The sequence below is a fragment of the Paenibacillus sp. 01T442 genome, from assembly GCF_056398345.1.
In genome coordinates this window covers 279131-296863 of the sequence record NZ_JBFTPF010000002.1, presented here as the reverse complement: position 1 = coordinate 296863, position 17733 = coordinate 279131, and the positions used below count along the sequence as shown (strand labels likewise).

General features: G+C 46.6%; 18 protein-coding genes. 11 read left to right on the top strand and 7 right to left on the bottom strand.

Annotated features, from left to right (window positions below; translation table 11 throughout):
• Window positions 1-819: 819 nt before the first annotated feature.
• Window positions 820-2001 (bottom strand): GGDEF domain-containing protein, encoded by a 1182-nt coding sequence (locus AC1DLM_RS04185; protein ID WP_477569208.1) that lies wholly within the window; start codon window positions 1999-2001, stop codon window positions 820-822.
• A 246-nt stretch (window positions 2002-2247) separates the two neighbouring features.
• On the opposite strand from AC1DLM_RS04185, the gene AC1DLM_RS04180 reads away from it, so the two are divergent.
• Entirely contained in the window at window positions 2248-2886 is a 639-nt protein-coding gene (locus AC1DLM_RS04180; protein WP_441991302.1) for a GGDEF domain-containing protein, read from the top strand.
• Between the two features lie 74 nt (window positions 2887-2960).
• Here the strand turns inward: AC1DLM_RS04180 and AC1DLM_RS04175 are convergent, their stop codons facing one another.
• Window positions 2961-3368 carry a DUF6855 family protein gene (locus AC1DLM_RS04175; RefSeq protein WP_477569207.1) on the bottom strand — a complete coding sequence of 136 codons (408 nt, stop codon included), beginning with the start codon at window positions 3366-3368 and terminating at the stop codon, window positions 2961-2963.
• Between the two features lie 117 nt (window positions 3369-3485).
• Between AC1DLM_RS04175 and AC1DLM_RS04170 the strand changes: the two genes are divergently transcribed.
• The 4 genes from AC1DLM_RS04170 to AC1DLM_RS04155 all read left to right on the top strand — a co-directional run bounded on the left by AC1DLM_RS04170 (window position 3486) and on the right by AC1DLM_RS04155 (window position 5204).
• A complete protein-coding gene (locus AC1DLM_RS04170; protein WP_477569206.1) occupies window positions 3486-3809 on the top strand; it encodes an ArsR/SmtB family transcription factor in 324 nt (107 codons plus the stop codon).
• Complete coding sequence (locus AC1DLM_RS04165; RefSeq protein WP_441991305.1) at window positions 3793-4251, top strand: SRPBCC family protein; 459 nt, start codon at window positions 3793-3795, stop codon at window positions 4249-4251. The genes AC1DLM_RS04170 and AC1DLM_RS04165 overlap by 17 nt, the downstream gene beginning before the upstream one ends.
• Window positions 4252-4311: 60 nt before the next feature.
• Window positions 4312-4701, top strand: coding sequence for an SRPBCC domain-containing protein (locus tag AC1DLM_RS04160; protein ID WP_441991306.1), 390 nt, complete (start codon window positions 4312-4314; stop codon window positions 4699-4701).
• Window positions 4702-4763: 62 nt separating this feature from the next.
• Entirely contained in the window at window positions 4764-5204 is a 441-nt protein-coding gene (locus AC1DLM_RS04155; protein WP_477569205.1) for an SRPBCC family protein, read from the top strand.
• Window positions 5205-5278: 74 nt separating this feature from the next.
• On the opposite strand, the gene AC1DLM_RS04150 is transcribed toward AC1DLM_RS04155, so the two are convergent.
• Both AC1DLM_RS04150 and AC1DLM_RS04145 read right to left on the bottom strand, forming a co-directional pair.
• Window positions 5279-5989, bottom strand: a complete 711-nt coding sequence (locus AC1DLM_RS04150; protein ID WP_477569204.1) for a DsbA family oxidoreductase — start codon at window positions 5987-5989, stop codon at window positions 5279-5281.
• Window positions 5990-6022: 33 nt separating this feature from the next.
• Window positions 6023-6895 (bottom strand): SDR family oxidoreductase, encoded by an 873-nt coding sequence (locus AC1DLM_RS04145; protein ID WP_477569203.1) that lies wholly within the window; start codon window positions 6893-6895, stop codon window positions 6023-6025.
• Window positions 6896-7041: 146 nt separating this feature from the next.
• Between AC1DLM_RS04145 and AC1DLM_RS04140 the strand changes: the two genes are divergently transcribed.
• Together AC1DLM_RS04140 and AC1DLM_RS04135 are read left to right on the top strand one after the other, a co-directional pair.
• A complete protein-coding gene (locus AC1DLM_RS04140; protein ID WP_441991310.1) occupies window positions 7042-7398 on the top strand; it encodes a winged helix-turn-helix transcriptional regulator in 357 nt (118 codons plus the stop codon).
• A gap of 52 nt (window positions 7399-7450) precedes the next feature.
• The gene (locus tag AC1DLM_RS04135) at window positions 7451-8857 is read left to right on the top strand and encodes a hypothetical protein (protein ID WP_477569202.1); all 1407 of its coding nucleotides are present in this window, start codon (window positions 7451-7453) and stop codon (window positions 8855-8857) included.
• 74 nt (window positions 8858-8931) lie between these two features.
• On the opposite strand, the gene AC1DLM_RS04130 is transcribed toward AC1DLM_RS04135, so the two are convergent.
• On the bottom strand, window positions 8932-9144 hold the full coding sequence (locus AC1DLM_RS04130; RefSeq protein WP_171629356.1) for a hypothetical protein: 213 nt from the start codon (window positions 9142-9144) through the stop codon (window positions 8932-8934).
• Window positions 9145-9661: 517 nt separating this feature from the next.
• Between AC1DLM_RS04130 and AC1DLM_RS04125 the strand changes: the two genes are divergently transcribed.
• Window positions 9662-11581: a DUF2334 domain-containing protein gene (locus AC1DLM_RS04125; RefSeq protein WP_477569201.1), complete on the top strand. Its 1920-nt coding sequence runs from the start codon at window positions 9662-9664 to the stop codon at window positions 11579-11581.
• A gap of 139 nt (window positions 11582-11720) precedes the next feature.
• Window positions 11721-12578 (top strand): thermonuclease family protein, encoded by an 858-nt coding sequence (locus AC1DLM_RS04120; RefSeq protein WP_477569200.1) that lies wholly within the window; start codon window positions 11721-11723, stop codon window positions 12576-12578.
• 304 nt (window positions 12579-12882) lie between these two features.
• On the opposite strand, the gene AC1DLM_RS04115 is transcribed toward AC1DLM_RS04120, so the two are convergent.
• Together AC1DLM_RS04115 and AC1DLM_RS04110 are read right to left on the bottom strand one after the other, a co-directional pair.
• A complete protein-coding gene (locus AC1DLM_RS04115) occupies window positions 12883-14154 on the bottom strand; it encodes an MDR family MFS transporter (RefSeq protein WP_477569199.1) in 1272 nt (423 codons plus the stop codon).
• 158 nt (window positions 14155-14312) lie between these two features.
• Complete coding sequence (locus AC1DLM_RS04110; protein ID WP_477569198.1) at window positions 14313-15149, bottom strand: hypothetical protein; 837 nt, start codon at window positions 15147-15149, stop codon at window positions 14313-14315.
• A 140-nt stretch (window positions 15150-15289) separates the two neighbouring features.
• On the opposite strand from AC1DLM_RS04110, the gene AC1DLM_RS04105 reads away from it, so the two are divergent.
• On the top strand, window positions 15290-15964 hold the full coding sequence (locus AC1DLM_RS04105) for a response regulator transcription factor (RefSeq protein ID WP_477569197.1): 675 nt from the start codon (window positions 15290-15292) through the stop codon (window positions 15962-15964).
• Window positions 15954-17339, top strand: coding sequence for a sensor histidine kinase (locus AC1DLM_RS04100; RefSeq protein ID WP_477569196.1), 1386 nt, complete (start codon window positions 15954-15956; stop codon window positions 17337-17339). The genes AC1DLM_RS04105 and AC1DLM_RS04100 overlap by 11 nt, the downstream gene beginning before the upstream one ends.
• Window positions 17340-17733 lie beyond the last annotated feature (394 nt).

The following is a 17733-nucleotide window of genomic DNA, read 5'->3' as shown; positions in this document are numbered from 1 at the left end:
TAACTTAGTTCCGCTAAGAGCCTCTTGGGCTACTTTGATGCGTTGCTCATCATAAAGGATATTGCTTTTCATACATTTCATTCCCCCTCACCGATATTGTACCTTATTGCATATTGATGACTCCAATCCAATTAGGGGGCTTCAGAGATTTTACGATCAAAAGCTCAATAGATGGAAAACCTACAGGTAATTTTAACCATTTTATCCAATGTGAATAAAAAAGTGATTATTAACTACATATTTTACAGTTAAATCGAGTTTTCGAAGAAATTTCTCGTAAATAGCTGTACATTTTCCAGTTAATACAAATGTGTAGCATACGTGTCTTTCCAAACTTACCAGCACCACCAGCACGGCACCGCCAGTAGCATCAGCACCACTAGCACCACCAGCTCCAATCCTACCAAACGATTGTTTCTTAGTGTCCGTCCTCTACCTTCACAAACAGAAACTCAACACGACCGTAATATCTTTCTCCGTTAAATCGATATGTCCGTGTTCGTTTCGGTTTAATTGATATCCGTTCTCCTCGATCCCCTTACATATACGAAATAGCCGATGTTCATCCATTTGGATTAGCTTTGCGAAATGTGCTAGATACATGGGCTTATCATTTAGAGAAATCATTTTACCTACCTACTCTCTGTGAGGTTATTTGCGACTTAGCATTAAATTAACAAGAATGGGTTAAAAAGTATCAGGAAAATTGTCGGCGATACATCCCAAATAGGGATTGTTTGGTAGTTTGTCACAAACGGTGGTCAGGCAGTCAGAGGTGAACGAGAAAACAACAAAAGGCCGCCGCATCATAGCGACAGCCTAAGCATGTACGAATTGTTTATCTACAGAACCACGATATACACCGTTTCGACCGTTTCTTTTGGCTTGGTAAAGCGCTTTATCACAAGTGGAGTAAAGCTCTTCGAGATGTGTCTGCTCATCAGGGATGACTGTGAGAACTCCTAAACTAATGGTATAGGAAAGCTGTAGTCCAGGAACTAGCGCGCCTTCAGCGGCCTGCCTAAGCTTCTCCGAATAAAGCGAGGAATCTCGTTCACCCATGCCAGGTACCATGATGGCAAATTCGTCTCCGCCGTATCTAGCGAAAAGATCATCAGCGCCGAGCTGCTCTTTCATTCGTGTCGTGAGATCGACGAGCACTTGATCGCCCTTATCATGACCGAATGTATCATTGATGGATTTGAAATTATCAATATCAAACAGCAGCAAGGTGATTGGCTTCTGCATTTTCGCGTAAGCAGAAATGTATTGATTGGTACGTGTGATGAATGTCCTGCGGTTCAGTGTACCGGTCAAATCGTCATAGTTGGCCATGCGAATAAGAGCTTGGTCAGTTTGTTCTTTCATTAAGAGAATGAATCCCGTATTTCCCGCAATCATGACGAAGTATTGGCCTAGCAGCACCATGGTCTGATTACCGTTCATATGATAAAAGCTTATCAATGTTTCGAAGAATACGGCACTAACGGCACGAATCAGAAGAAATACCAAGACTGTAAGATACAGATAGCCTAGCACATGGGTCACCATGGAGGCGGCCCGTTTTTGAATCATTTTGTATGCGGGTATGAGGAGGCTCATAGCGACACCCATGGAAACAAAGGAAATTCTTAGCTTCTCTACGTTGTCGAAAAGAATGATGGAATGGAAGCCCACAATGTTGAAAATTGTCAAAGCAATATACAGGTTACGCGTCAGCTTGCTCAGGATATTCTGAATTTTCAGCACGGAAATGGTTTCAAAGGTATAACCAACGAAAAGTGATGAGTTCACAAGAGAGATTGTAAGTGAATCCGATAGGCCATCACGGAGGATAAAGATCACCCACGCAGTGGCTTGTAGGCATTTTGCATAGAAAAAGTATCTGATTGTACTTTCTTTCTTATGTTGACGCCAGTAGGCGATGATAAACACGGCTGTGAATAGGTGGCCGATGACTAGTGTCAACAGGATGGTTTTCATATCTAAAAGTAGATCCATTTTGAACCTCATCTGACTGTTAGAAGTTTTTGGGATGATCTCAAAAAAATGTCGAATACCATTACTTTACCATAAAATTGAAGTGGTTTGCTTCGAATTTTTGTTAACGATCATTTTCGAGTCGATTCGACTGCATGAACCAAATACTCCTTGAAATGTATGGAACAAGTGTGTCACTATAGAACTATATAGACACAATTTGGATGATGGTGATGTGGGATGAATTACTCAGGACGACTTGTTATAGTGTCGGTTGTTTTAATCACGATCGTGGGTTTAAGAACCTATGGTACGCTTTATTATAACTTTCCCTGGCTTCAGTTTCCTATCTTTGGCATGTGCATCTTATTTGCAAGTTGGGTGCTAGGTACACAGTATGACCGGTTGAAATTCCTCTCCGAAAAAGATCATCTGACGACGCTCTATAACAGAAGGTTCATCATGGACGCTTTCCCTAAGCTCATCACCTCAGTGGAGCGCAGACAAGGGCAGTTGATTTTATATTTCATCGATGTCGATAACTTCAAATTAATTAACGACTCTCGCGGGCACAAGATCGGTGATCAAGTTCTGCAGCGCATCGCGAATGTCTTACTGCTTGATTTACAGAAGAAAGATTTAGCTGCACGGTGGGCGGGGGATGAATTTTTGATCCTATCGACGTCCACGGATGCATCCAAGAAAGAAGTATTGATCAATCATATTCAGAATGAATTAAAGCTAGCTTCGCGAGAGTTCAATTTGGAAATAACCGTATCGATTGGAACGGCTGTGTATCCTGACGAGGCGCGAACCTTAGATGATTTACTGCATGCAGCGGATCTCGATATGTACTCTTTGAAGACAGATAGGAAAAATACGAACATTATAGTTGAAAGTCACTAAATCATTTGAAAGAGCCTGTCACTTGTAAGTATAGTGACAGGCTCTTTTCTCATATCGAAGTGGTTATGACGATGTTATAACGCCCGCATCCGATTATTTCTTGGATTGTGTTCAACTTCTGCAAGACCAAGTACCTCCATTAATGGGGGGACATACATGCCGAATCTGCCGCGGAAACCTTTCTTCAAACCATACCAACCGCCAATTGGGTTTTCAGGAGAGCGGCCCCAAGCTTCAACCGTGCCATCTTTGGCTGGCTTCTGCTCATCAGCGCTGCTGAGCTCGATCCAATCTCCATGCTGCTTGAGCATCTCGTGCAAGTCATGAATGCAACGGTAGTCGTAGTGCAAAACGGTTTTGCCAACCGTGCAAACAAGGATGGCTTTGCCATCTTTCTCGTCTTTATACATCTCATATTCGGAGGTTTGTGGAGGTGTTTTTAATGGCCATGGATTTTCTTTCGTACCCATCACTGTCGACATTGGAATGACTCCTCTGATTTCATATTTGTACTTATGTACAGAATATATCAAATGAGGAAACAGTACAACAATATTAATTAAGTTGACACTTAATTAAGTGTGTGCTAAATTAACGACATGATAGATAAAGCCATTCAAGCGATAACGGAGCCTAGGCGCAGAGATATATTACATCTTGTCCGTGATGGAGAGCTGACCTCCAGCGCGATTGCGTCACATTTTGACGTATCAGCACCAGCCATATCACAGCACCTGAAGGTGCTCGAAGAAGCAGGACTCGTTGTAGTTAGACGAGACGGAACTAAACGATTTTATGGCATAAGGAGGGAAGGGTTTGCTGAGTTGATGCAGTACATTGAGAGCTTCTGGGATGACAGCTTGATGCGATTGAAAGAAGCCGCAGAAGAGGAGGAAAGGAGAAAACATGACGCAAATCAGTAGCAGTGACACGATTAAAAAAGAAATTTTTATTGAATGCCGACCGGAGACGTTGTTTTCATTCTTTACGGATCCTGAGAAATTAGTTCGTTGGATGGGGCGCCACGTGTTGCTTGATCCAAGTATCGGGGGCAAGTACCGCATTGACGTGAATGGCAGCGACATTGCGATGGGGGAATATAAGGAATTGATTCCGAATGAGAAAATCGTGATGACATGGGGCTGGGAGAAATCGAAGGTGGTTCCGCCGGGGGCCAGTACGGTTGAATTTAAACTGACACCGAAAGATAACGGGACGCTTTTGGAATTGACGCATTATGATTTGCCAGCAAACGAAGTTGCTTCGCATGTACAAGGATGGACGCATTATATGCCTCGCATTCAAGCAATCGCACAAGGCCAAGATCCGGGTGTCGATCCGTGGTCAGAGCAAGCTATGCATTAATTGGCATGGGAATATCATAAAAATGACTTCACTAATTTGAAATTGCGGAGGTGCGTAATAATGAGTGGAACGATTCGTCAAGAAGTAACATTTACAACTGACCCTGCACGTATTTACGAAATCCTTACGAGCAGCGAGCAGTTCAGCAGAGCTAGCGGCGGTGCTCCCACGGAGATTAGCACAGATGAAGGTGGGACTTTCTCATGCTTTGGCGGCATGATTCTCGGCCGTAACATTGAGCTTGTACCGAACAAACGTGTTGTACAAGCATGGCGAGTGGCGAATTGGCCGGAAGGTGTGTATTCTCTAGTTAAGTTCGAGCTTCAGGAGAAAGGTTCCGAAACGTTGCTGGTATTTGAGCATTCTGCTTTCCCGGAAGAGCATGGTGAGCATCTTGCAGCAGGTTGGCATACGAATTATTGGGAGCCGATAGCGAAACTATTGGCTTAACGAAATGAAGCAGCGCGCCAATGGTTGGCGCGTTATTTATATTGAAGAGGGAGGTTGGTAATATGGTTGATGTTTTCACTGAAATAATAATCAATTGTCCTCGTGAGCAAGTATCGGAATACGCGGCTAACCCAGATAAGGCACCGGAATGGTATGTGAATATTAATTCGGCCGAGTGGCAAACAGCTAAACCTCTCCAGGCAGGGTCAAAAATTGCTTTTAAAGCCAACTTCCTAGGTAGACAACTTGCCTATGTGTACGAAGTCACAGAATATTGCCCTGGTCATAAACTTGTGATGAGTACCGCCAACGGCCCTTTTCCCATGGAGACAACGTATACGTGGGATTCAGTGAGTAGTCGTGCCACACGGATGACTTTGCGCAACAAAGGAAATCCGACAGGCTTCTCCACAATATTTTCTCCGTTTATGTCTTTGATGATGAAARGGGCTAACCAAAAGGACTTGAATAAAGTGAAGTTGATTATGGAAACGCGCTCGTGAGCGCACTGCAGCGAAATCATAAAAGTAGAAGAAGCACCCGCGAGGGTGCTTCTTCTTGTAAATAAAGCCGATACTTACGGTTTGTTCGGGACAACGCATGTGCCGTCCAAACAAGCCTCATCGCTGGCTGACGCTGCAACCTGTTTCGGCTGCTCGGCATCCCAGAGCTGTTGCATAGCGTTTAAGTAAACGCCGCTTGCTTGAGCTCCAGATATGGCATGCTTGCTGTTAATGACATAATACGGAACGCCGCGGATTCCCATGCGGCTGCCATTCTCTTCTTCGGTCCGCACCGACTCGGAGAACTGATTACTTGCGAGAACGGACAAAGCTTCTTCCCGGTCGATTCCCACGGCTGCAGCGATGTCCGCAAGGACACTATGGTCGCTGATGTTTGTGGACTCCGTGAAATAGGCACGGAACAACAACTCGGATATAGCGGAGCCTTTGCCCTGTTTCTCAGCAAATAGCCGTAAACGATGAGCATCGAATGTGTTCGTCAGCACGAGGCTATCGAATTGAAAGTCGAGCCCTTCTGCCGCCGCTTGCTGGCGCATCTTCTCATTCATGGCGATCGCCTCTTGACGGCTCATGCCGTAGCGGGAAGAGAGCATATCATAGACGTCATGGGGAACGCTTTTAGGTGCGTGACGGTCTAGCTCGAAGCTGCGATAGACAACTTCAACCTGATCGCGGTGTGCAAAGTTCGCCAGAGCTTGCTCAAAGCGGCGTTTGCCAATATAACAGAACGGACAAGCAAAGTCCGACCAAATTTCAACTTGCATGAGGTTCACCTCTTTGTTGGGTTAATAAAACGGTTATTCATTGAATAATAGCGCAATACTGTCATGAATGGAAGTCGGTTTTTTGCCGATGAGCTTCTCGAGGTCTGTGGACGTGCGTCCTTCTGTTCCTGCAGCCATTTTGCTGTCAATGGCAACTACGAATTGAACAAGCCCCTCAGGCAGCCCAGCCTGAAGCATACCTTGCAAGGAGTCAGCGTCAGAGACGGATTGGTAAGCTACTTTTTTACCGGATACGTGTGATAAAATGTCTGCTAATTGCTCATAGCTCCATGACTCGGATGACGCTAACTCGTACACTTGGCCTTGATGTCCATCTTCAGCAAGAACAGTTGCAGTTGCCAAGGCTAAATCATCGCGTGTCGCTGTATTAATTTTACCTGTCCCAGCTGAATTTATGATGCTGCCGTTATCGATGTAAGCGTGCAAGCTTGGATTAATGTAAAGCTCCTGATACCACGTATTGCGCAGGATCGTTGTTGAAATGCCTGATGCCTTCAGCGCGAATTCGGTTGCTAGATGGACGTTAGCCAGAGGGGCGAAAGCATCGATATCCGCAAAGGCGAAGCTTGTGTAGACGATGTGTGGGACGCCAGCTTTATGAGCGGCTTTAATAGCATTAACGTGTTTACGAATACGACTGATCGATTCATCTTGTGGGGAAGAAATCAGCAAAAGCTTAGATGCATCCGCATAAGCTTGCTCCAGTGAGGCTGGATCATCCCAATCACCATATCGAACTTCAATGCCTAGCTCTGCAAATTCAGCGGCTTTCTCTGTATTACGGACACTAACAGCAATCTCGCTTGCTGGAACTTTTGCTAATAAATGCTTGACGACTAATTTCCCTAATTCACCTGTTGCTGCGGTAACGATGATTTTTGACATGATGGATGTCCTCCTGTTTATATAAAATGTAGTTGGATAATTCGGCATAGTCATATATTATTATAGTAGCTCGAAATATGTAAGTAGTCATTATAAAGTGACCTAGTCATAAAAATAGAACCATCAAGGAAGGAGCGGGATTGCGCATGTCTCGGACAACGTTTCAGGGGGAAATTCCAGAGGAACAAATCGAAGTCTGCCCCGTTACCGCAACCCAAAATGTCATTGCAGGGAAGTGGAAAATTCTTATTCTGTGGCATTTAAGGGAAACGAGGAGATTCGGTGAGCTGCAACGACTGGTGCCAGGCGTATCAAAAGGTATACTGACTTCGCAGTTGAGAGAGTTAGAAAAGGATGACATGGTTCACCGGAAAGTCTATCAGGAGGTCCCTCCGAAGGTGGAATACTCTCTGACGGAAGCAGGACGAAGTTTCATACCGATCCTCGAGCGTATGGGGGAGTGGGGGAAGAAGTATGGGATGAGTAATAAGAGTGGGGAATGAAATCCGCCGCAAATAGCCAGATTATTATATTTTAAAGAAAGCAGTGATTTGTATGAAGGTGAAAAATAACGAGAATAGCAAAGTAAGCTTGGCTGATCAACTGTCTAAACTTAACAAAGAAGAATTGGTTGCGTTACTTGTCCACTTCTCGGAGGAAATCAAGGAAGTGGAGCAATTGCTTACGCTTAAATTTCAAGATTCCAGCAGTAGTGAGGCATTAACTTCCTATAAAAAAATGATTCGAACCCATATCAAACAAAACGCAGACCGATATGGTTTTGTCGCGTATCGCAGCGTGTCCAAGGCTGTAGTTGGAGCAGAAATGGTCATGGTCAAAGCCGAAGAAGTATTGGAAAGTGGGCAGCACATGCCCGCTGTCCAAATAAACTTTTGCATTCTGCATGAGATGGGGGATTTACTTCAATCCTGTGATGATTCTGATGGCATCGTAGGCGGTATGATTCAACAGTGTCTAGGATTCATTAATCAGGTAACGAGTGATATCGAAAGCATGTCCAGCAAGGACAGAGTGGACCTTTTTCAGCTGCTTTTAAAGGAGTCAGCGCATGCAAACCTCGAAGGATGGAGCGAGTGGCAATTATCAGTTCTGGAAGACGGCATGCTACTGATAAAGAATGAAAAAGAGAGGGCACAGTGGGAACAGCAACTAGCTAAACTAGTTAAGGATGAAACCAGTTCCTCCTATAGTTCGTTTGTTGCTGAACAAGTCGCGTTGCTCCAGTACAAGGTGATTCAGAAGTTGGATAGTCCAGAAGAGGCAGCGACTTTCTTGCAAGATCATCTCGATTTTTCCGATTTCCGTAAGATGGCCATTGATGATGCAATGGAACAAAACCAATGGGATAGAGCGTTGCAGTTAGTTGAGCAAGGCGAACGTCAGGATGCAAGTAAGGGTTACCCAGGATTGGTTAATAAGTGGAAAAAGTATCGATTCGAAATTTATAAATGTACGCAGCAAGTTGAGAAGCAAATAGAGCTTGCGGAGGAATTTGTATCACAAGGCGAATATTCTTTTTACTTGATCTTAAAAGAGTTATATAGCAATGATGACTGGCAGGCTGTAAGAGAGAGGATATTGAATGAACTTGAATTGAGTCGAGGTTGGCAAACAGATGCCTTATACAGGCGTTTGCTTACAGAAGAGAAGGAGATACAGAGACTGCTTCATTATGTCCAAAAGAATAACAGCTATGTGGTGGAGTATTATCAGTTCCTAATAGATGAGTATGCAGAAGAAGTTTACGATTTGTTCGTGACCTACATTACGAAGGAAGCAGCTAATGCAACGAATCGAAATCAGTATAAGAAGGTGTGTCAACTCATCCGTCACATGATCAAAGCGAATGGTGTTGATCGCGCGGAGGAGTTAGTTCAACATTTCCGGTTGAAATATCCGAATAGATCTGCTTTTTTAGATGAGTTGGACAAAATTAATTAGTACACCCCCCGACTGCGAGAGTCGGGGGGTTATTTGGGTTAACTAGTCAAGTTAACGTATATGTAGAAGTGTTCTTACTGTGGATTCGCAATAATTTTCCCGTTTTGCCACTCGAATTCATACTCGAATTGTTCGGTGGAGTCATAAAGGGCTGGTGAGTACGAAGGAACAATGTGTTGCTCCATACGTTGATCCACGAGCTGATTGGGCTGACTCTCTTTGGCAGCAACACCTAGAACCGATAGGGACACTATACAGAAAAATACGAAACCTATTTTGGCTGTCATCGTCGGATGCCTCCATTACAATAAGATATCTTCATCTTACGTTGCGTATGTCATTGCAGTATTAGCTGAAAGTAAAGAGATTGTATTACTTTTATTCTTACCCTACTCTCACAAGATGAAACAGGTGAGCTGTGTTAGTCGGATTTCCCCGAACTAAAACGAGGATTACTTGTCAAAAAAGGCCAATAGTTCGATTTTGCCGAATTAAATACCCATTTCCGCTGTGTAAGTGTTGTTTTGGTCGATTTAGTAGGGCTATTTAGGACTAATTGGGTTGTAATGGCGCGGTCAGTGAAATTAATTCGGCAATTTCGGACTAAAGTGTTCTGGTGGAGTAATTCATCAGTAACCCTCAAATCGGAAGCGTTTCCAAGTTTGTCAGACCCTTGCTTTAATTCATTTTGACCTCTGTTCAAACTCTTATAGTAAGAAATCATAGATTCATATATAATTTAGGAGAAAAATGTCGAAATCATAGATATAATCTACGTTTTACATAATGGGGGAGCAGGCTAGCGTGAAACGTAAATTGTGGCAGCAAATTGGAATAGGGATCGTCGGAGGTGTTCTTGCAGCCATTGGGCTTGCCGCGTATATCCCTTTGAATACAGAGATGAATGACTCTCCGAATATGGGTAAGCGTCATGCTATGATTCGACTGGAGGATGTCGGACTTGGCGGCGACTACAACACGCTCGAAGGCCTAGGGAAATTGCGKGCCGTCATGACCTATATCGAGTCTGAGCATGTGCCTTTTCATGTTGCTGTGATTCCAAGAAGGATGAGTTTGCAAGATGACGGTGTCTGGAAGGAAAAAGGGATCGATGATCCGAATCCAGATGAAGTAGTAAGCGCATTCATTAAGCTTCTTCAACAGGCAGAGCATCAAGGCGGCGTATTGGGTATGCACGGGTACCGGCATCAATATGGCGAGACGTATCGCTCGGATGGTGAGCAAAATTCAGGAATAGGCTCAGAATTTAACATTAAAGATGCACCGGAAACGCAAGAGCTCTCTTATGCGGCGGAACGGATGAAAGAAAGCTTGGCTGCTTTTGCTGGCGCGGGTTTACATCCGGCGTTCTGGGAGTCTCCCCACTATAAAGATACCCATGAGCAACAGGCGGTGTTTCGTTCCTTCGTCGGCCTTATGTATCAGCCTGATCTCTACGCCAAAAATGCCCGTGATGATATGAATACCTATGATACGATTAATACGTACGGACAAGATAGTTTGGGTTCGGTCTATGTCCCTGCGCCATATCGCTATATAAGTGATGCTGAATCGGTTGACCGGATGTTGGAGAAGGCAGCGAAGGATGACGGACTAGCCTCCTTTTACTTCCATCCGTTTTTGGAGTTCTCGCACCTAGAGCCTGTAATGGCCGCAGATGGAAATCCAGAAGAGAAGGACGGTATTCCCGTCTATCAATATAAAGAGGGAGACACGGGCTCCTACCTGCATAAATTGATTACTGGCTTCAAAAAACTAGACTATCGCTGGATGTCGCTGCATGATATCGTCCCTTTCACCCCAGCGCATCGCGTGATGCTGCCACCTAGAACCAAGCTGCAAAATGTCATGTTTGGCGATGTTACAGGCCGTGGACATGCAGATGTCGTTGTACGTCAGCTGCATCGCGTTCTGGTTATTCCCGGGAGTTATGATATGCCGAGAAATCGCCCGCAGGAAGCTTCACAAGTATGGTTAAGAGAAACGTTTGGACCCGAGGAGTCACTCCTGCTTGTCGATGTGAATGGCGATGGGAAGCAAGATCTGCTCGCATATAACACGGAAACGGGAAATGTGCGGGTGGCCATAGCGGATAAGCGTCAGTTCTTGCCAGTCCGCACAATCGGCGCTTTACCAATGGGACTTTCTTATGTTCGCGCGCTTCGATCTAGTCATGGCATGGGCTTAATTGCCAAAGGAGACAAGGGACTTGTGCAAGTTAACCTGTTGAATCAACAGTTGACATATACAGAGACAAACACAACGTTGCCCGCGGATGCAGAGATTTTCACGGCCCAAATGCAGGACACGGATGAAGATGATGATATCCTGTGCGTCTCACATAAGGAAAGACGTGTATCCATTATGTATCATCAAGGGCAAKGGATGTTCGCTGAGCCCCAGACGGCAGGCGGGGTTTCCTTTGGAAATAGCGACCAACTGTTAGTCGGCGATACGAATGGCGACGGGCGAAGCGATTTAATTGCCTACACGGCCGAGACGGGCATTTGGCGGGTATTCCAGAACGAGGGAGGGAACCATTTCCAGCCGCTGGACAATGAATTTGGCCCTTKGGCACAAGGGAAGGAACGGCGGGCAATGATCGCTGATTTTGACGGCAATCAGAAGCTGGATATTGGCTCCTATAACGAAACGGAGCATGTGCTGGATTTGGCGCTTTCGTTTCGAAGCGGAACGCCGTAGATAGAAAAAAGCACCCTGAGGGGTGCTTTTTCTGGTTGTGAATTGACCAGAGCGTGTACCATGCAATCTGATATAATAGGAAGCGTACATACGAGATCATAGACCACTAGAACAGTCATCATATGGAGGTTACAACGCAATGGTAAACGCAATCCTAAGCTTTTGTGTCAAAAAACAAATTGTCCGTGCAGGCATTTTCGTTCTGCTTATCATGGTGACGTCGGCATGTTCGTCATCACAAGTAGATGTTGATATTGCAACACCTTCCGCAGCAGCGTCCGCGTCTAACAAGGCAACCGTCAAGGGATCGGATAAATCTGCGGTAAATAAGCGAATTCCCGCAAAAGTAGTTCGTGTCGTTGATGGTGATACGATGAAGGTTTCCTTTACCGAGGGTGGCAAAGCCAAAGAGGAAACGATCCGTTTGCTGCTTGTAGATACGCCAGAAAGCGTGGATCCCGAGAAGCCTGTTCAGCCTTTTGCGCTGGAAGCGTCCAATTATGCCAAAACGATGCTCACAGGCAAAGATGTTCAGCTGGAATTGGATGTATCGGAGCGGGATAAATACGGCCGATTACTGTGCTACCTTTACATAGGGGATAACATGTTCAACGAGCTGCTGCTCGAAAATGGCTACGCCAGAGTTGCGTATATTTACCCGCCTAACGTGAAATATGTGGATCAGTTCCGTGAGATTCAGAAGAAGGCTCAGCAGAAGGCATTGAACATCTGGAGCGTAGAAAATTATGCGCAAGAGGATGGGTATCATGAGGGTGTAGTGAAGGGTGGCGCAACGCCATCGGCGAAGTCAACCACAACGACAACTCCGAAACCTGTGACTACATCGCAACCATCGACAACAACGACATCGAAACCATCGGTGATTTACAACTCCTGCAAGGAGGCCAATGCGGCTGGTGCTTATAAAATCAAAAAAGGCGAGCCAGGCTACAGCGCAAAGTTAGATGGAGACAACGATGGTATTGCATGTGAGTAATGATAACCGGATTAGATGGATTTTCTCCCGCTATTTTTGAGTGTTTTGGTAAGTTGGAATGAATAAATGGATTTCCTACATCTAAATTCATACATTTTGGCCGAAAAGTGAGATTGGCGCGAAAACAACTGTATGTTTTCCAGTTAAAGTGAGATGCGGAAGGGAATCGTCGAAATTAACTACGTATTTTCCAGTTATTTGATGAGTGGAGCCTAACTGGGAGTTGTCTCAGCCGCAACATATACGGCATCCCTGCAAATGTTGAAAAAAAGCACCCTCACGGGTGCTTTTTCTAATTCTTAGCCTACTGCACCGAAGTTTGCTTATCATACTGATTAAACATCATGTTGTAGATGGCTGCCGACAATACAGCAAGTGCCGCCAACAAGATGAACGTCCAGGTAAAGCCGATCCAACTGCTGATTGGGATAGATAGCGGTGCTATGGTGCGCCCGAGCGTATAACGCAAGCTAGAAGCAGCAAAATATTGGCCGCGGATATGATCCGGCGCCAGTCTGGACACGAAGGCTTGCTGTGGTCCTGCGGACATGAGCTCGGCAAGCGTGAAGACGGCTATCGCGATAGTTAATCCCCAGAAGGTGGACATCTGGCAGAACATCACCATGCCGAGCGCGTAGAAAAGGGCCCCGCCGATGAACACATAGCGATCGCGATACGCCAGCATCCATTTGGTCACGATGACGGTGAAGAGAGCTACGAATAAACCATTTTCGGAGACGATTAAACCGAATAGCTGCTTACCAGTGAGCTGGAGATCCCAGTCATGGTAGGAGAAAATCGTCGTGAGCGGCATCGTTTCTTCCAAGAAGACGGGAAAAAGCAAGTCGAGCTGCATGAAGGTCTGCGAAAGCAGCACACCAGCGATGACGAACAGCAGGAATACGCGGTCTGTGGCAATGATTTTGTAGTCGCGCAGCTGCACCGCGATGGCATGGTACCAAGGGGTGCCAGCTTGTGAGCGATGGCGATCCGCTAGCTGTTTCGGCAGTGTTTCGTTTAAGCGTCTTGCCATCATGAGTGCGAGTAACACGCAAACGACAGCAGCCGCGGCCAGCACGAGATATGGATTGTCCTTATACAGGAGGGAGCCGAGCAAAGGCCCTACAACGACAGCCATGTTCGCGGCTGTATAGAAGATGGCGAACACGCTCGAGCGATGCTCCTCATCCACGACATCCGCCACCATAGCTTGGCTGGCAGGCCAGTACAACGATCCGCAAAAGCTAGCGAAGCTGAAGCCAATGAAGCTCATAATGGGCATGGCCAGCCATGGAGAAGCGGCTAGAGCGAAGATCCCGTAGCCCAGCGCTTGTCCCAAAGCGGCGATCACCATCATTCGTTTGCGCCCGAAGCGATCCGCACTGTACCCACCGAGCAAATTGCCGAACACAGAAAGTGCCTGCGATAAGACGAGAAGAATGCCTGTCCAACCTTTCCCGAAGGAATTGGCGAAATAGATGGATAAGAACGGAAAGAATGCCCAAAAAATAACGTTAAAAGCGGTTTCTCCGCCGAGGCGGATTTTTAAATTAATGTCCCAATCTTTGATCTTCATTATTTAATTTACCTCTGGTTAATTTAAGTATCTCCCTATCATACTACCAATCTTCGTGCGGAGACAAGGCGGCTGGGAGAATGAATGGTTCCTGTTGTACCAAATATTAACGGGAAAAGGAGCTTGCCACAGATGAACTGTGACAGGCTCCTCTTCATTTAATCGAGGGTAATCGAGGCAATACTGCCATTTGTCTTAAAATCTTGCGTATATGTCACCACGGCTTTGGCCGTTATGGTGCCAGTAGGTCCAGTGATGCTAACTGTTGGCGTGGAGGAATAGCCAGCACCCGGATTCGTGATCGTAACGCCAGTCACCACGCCATCCGTGACGATGGCTGTTGCGGTTGCGGAGGTTTTATGCCAAGTTGCCGTTCGATTCCCGTTGTAGCGGTAGAAATTAGATACTTCATCCAGACGCTCGTTGGTGATGCCGTAAGGCCCAAGTACCTTCAGTAAAGCGGCTTTGTTTCGTTGTGCGAGCTCATGACTTGGTTGGCTGTCTAACCCAGATGGCGTCACTCCGCTAAAAGCTGTTCGAAACACCTCAGTAGGTACGCCAAGAGCGGCGGCAATCAGCACAACGGGCCGTCCTTTATCCTGAGGATCTGTTGTGAGACCACCTGAAATGACGACGGAATAAGTAGAAGGATTCGTAATTCCGTTGGTTGCTTCCCCATTCGAAGGATTTGAGCTTGCCGGCGGGCTTGCTGGTGCTACTGCTCGTCCTCCTTCTCCTTGCCCCGGGCAATCCAAGCCGTCGTGGTTAGGCGGAGGTGGATTTTCACCATTTACGCGAGGGCCACCTGGCTTGCCGGCTTCCCCTTGCCTTGGCTTAGGTTTTGCTGGCTTATCCTGTGTTGGGGCTGTAGTCGTTGTTTGCTCGGATTCTGGTGCTGCTAATGCCTTGCTGTTAGCTCCTAAAGCAATAACACCACTGCCTGCTAATACAACGGTTAATGCGCTTGCGAGGATGATTTTCGTTTTTGTGTTCATGGGGATCTTCCTTTCGTTTTCGTAGATTGGTTGTTCCATGAGACCTATCTTAACCCCACTTGGTGAAATTACGGTGAAAGCCCGAAGGCGATAGATTATACTTAATCGTAATAGAGCGAACGAGAGATGGTGGTTTATCGATGAAGCTTTTATTAGCGGAAGATGACGTGAAATTAGGCGAGCTAACGACGTATATGTTGAAAAAGAAGACCGGATGCAGCGTCGATTGGGTGCAAACGGGGAACGATGCCTTCGCCTATGCCGCAGCCTTTAGCTATGATGTGGTCATTCTCGATTGGATGATGCCCGATGGAGATGGGCGCGACACCTGTGCTAGGCTGCGCCAGGCTGGATATCGAGGAGCTATTCTTATGCTCACAGCCAAAGACGGGCTGCGAGATCGGGTCGAAGGGCTGGATGCGGGGGCGGACGATTATCTCGTGAAGCCTTTTGAAATGGACGAGCTGTTGGCGCGCTTGCGGGCGCTGATGCGCAGAAGCTTTGCTCCTTTGCAGGATGACGTTGTGCGAGTGGGAGAGTTGGAGCTGCAGCGGACGAATCAGATAGTTCGGCAGGGCGGTCAAGAGATTCAGTTGTCTCCGCGTGAGTTTCAGATTTTGGACCTGCTGCTGCAGAATAAAGGGCGGACGCTTACGCGTGAGGTTATTTTAGATAAAGTATGGGGCTTAGATGCCGACGTGAATTTAAAATCGATCGATGCGATCGTTAAATTAATTCGTAAGAAGCTGGAGTCTTCCGATGCGCGGGAGCTCATTCAGAGCGTGAGAGGCGTAGGGTATAAAATTGAAGCGTAACAAGAGCTGGCTGAACAAGCGCATGTCTGAAGGGAATTTATTTGACCAGACACGCCATAAACTTACGCTGCAATATAGCGGCGTGTTGATGATCTTTCTCGGGTTATTCGTTGTCATTGTGTATGCTTTGTTATATGTGTTCATCTGGAGCGACCAACGGTCTCATCTGACGGAGTTGACGAATAGTGAGCTGCAAGTTTTGCAGAAATGGGTGGATGGGGACACCAATCCGAAACGTCAGCCACCACGCTCTGTGGAAGATGCCTTCTCGATCAGCGCGGATCAATCGTTCTATTACCTCATTTCCGATACAGGGGCTGTGCAATTAGGTGATGAAACGCAGCCGGAATTGCGAGAGCAGATGATGGCTTTAATCGCGAAGGGGCAGTTCAAGGGAGAGCGAACTCAGCAAACGACCTTGCAGACGTTCGACCAACCTTCGGTGGACGTCCAAGGTCGGCCGCAACACGGGGAGGATGCCCGGTTTCTCGTGACCAGTCGGGAACTTAAGAAGAAAGGACAGTTGATCGGTACCTTATATGTGGGGAAGGAGGTCACCTTTCAGCATCAGCTGTTTCGCTTATTGCTCATCCTGATGCTAGGAATGGCGCTGCTCTTCTTTGTACTCGCGCTGTGGTTCAGTCATCGTATGGCGCGAAGAGCGATCATCCCGATTGCCAAAACGTATGAGCGGCAACGCGAGTTCGTTGCCGATGCTTCGCATGAGCTGCGTACCCCGCTCAGCGTCATGCTCACCTCCATCGAGGCGCTGCAGCTCGATGCGGATGAAGACAATCCCTTCACGAATAACGTGCTGAAGAGTATGAAGGATGAGGTCAACGCCATCACAAGGCTGACCAGTGAGCTGCTGCAGCTGGCGCGGTCGGATGCGGAAGAGTTCGAGCTGGAGCGAACAACTTTCCAGGTGAAAGCAGCTGCCGAAAGCGTAATTGAGAAGCTGCTTCCCGCAGCGCAAGCTAAAGGCATGGCGCTGAAGCTGCATGTGGCTGAAGAGCTGACCGTGGAGTGGGATCGAGGCAAATTGACGCAATTGTTGGTGATTCTTATCGATAATGCGATTAAATATACGCTGGATGGTGGAGATGTGCACATTACCCTTGCGGATAAAGTTGAAAAAGGAGTCCGATTTCTCACGCTCGACGTGAGGGATAACGGAATGGGGATCGCGCCCGAGGCGCTTCCGCGTGTTTTTGATCGGTTTTACCGGCAGGATAAGGCTAGAACKCGGCAGGTTGGCGGACATGGGCTTGGACTAGCCATCGCGAAGAACCTTGTGGATGCCGCGCAAGGGACGATCCAGGTGGAGAGTCAGCAGGGGGTAGGGAGCACGTTTCGCGTGCGGATCCCTGTGTAGGCAAAACAGACTAACTCTGGTGAAACGGAGCTAAAATCCCAGAGTTAGTCTACAAAACCGACTAACTCTAGAGGAACGGAGCGGAAATCCCAGAGTTAGTCTACAAAACCGACTAACTCTAGAGGAACGGAGCGGAAATCCCAGAGTTAGTCTACAAAACCGACTAACTCTAGAGGAACAGAGCTAAAATCCCAGAGATAGTCTACAAAACCGACTAATTCTAGAGGAACGGAGCGGAAATCCCAGAGTTAGTCTACAAAACCGACTAACTCTGGTGAAACGAAGCTGAAGTCCAAGAGATAGTCTACAAAACCGACTAACTCTAGAGGAACAGAGCTAAAATCCCAGAGTTAGCCTACAAAACCGACTAACTCCGGTGAAACGGAGCTAGTAG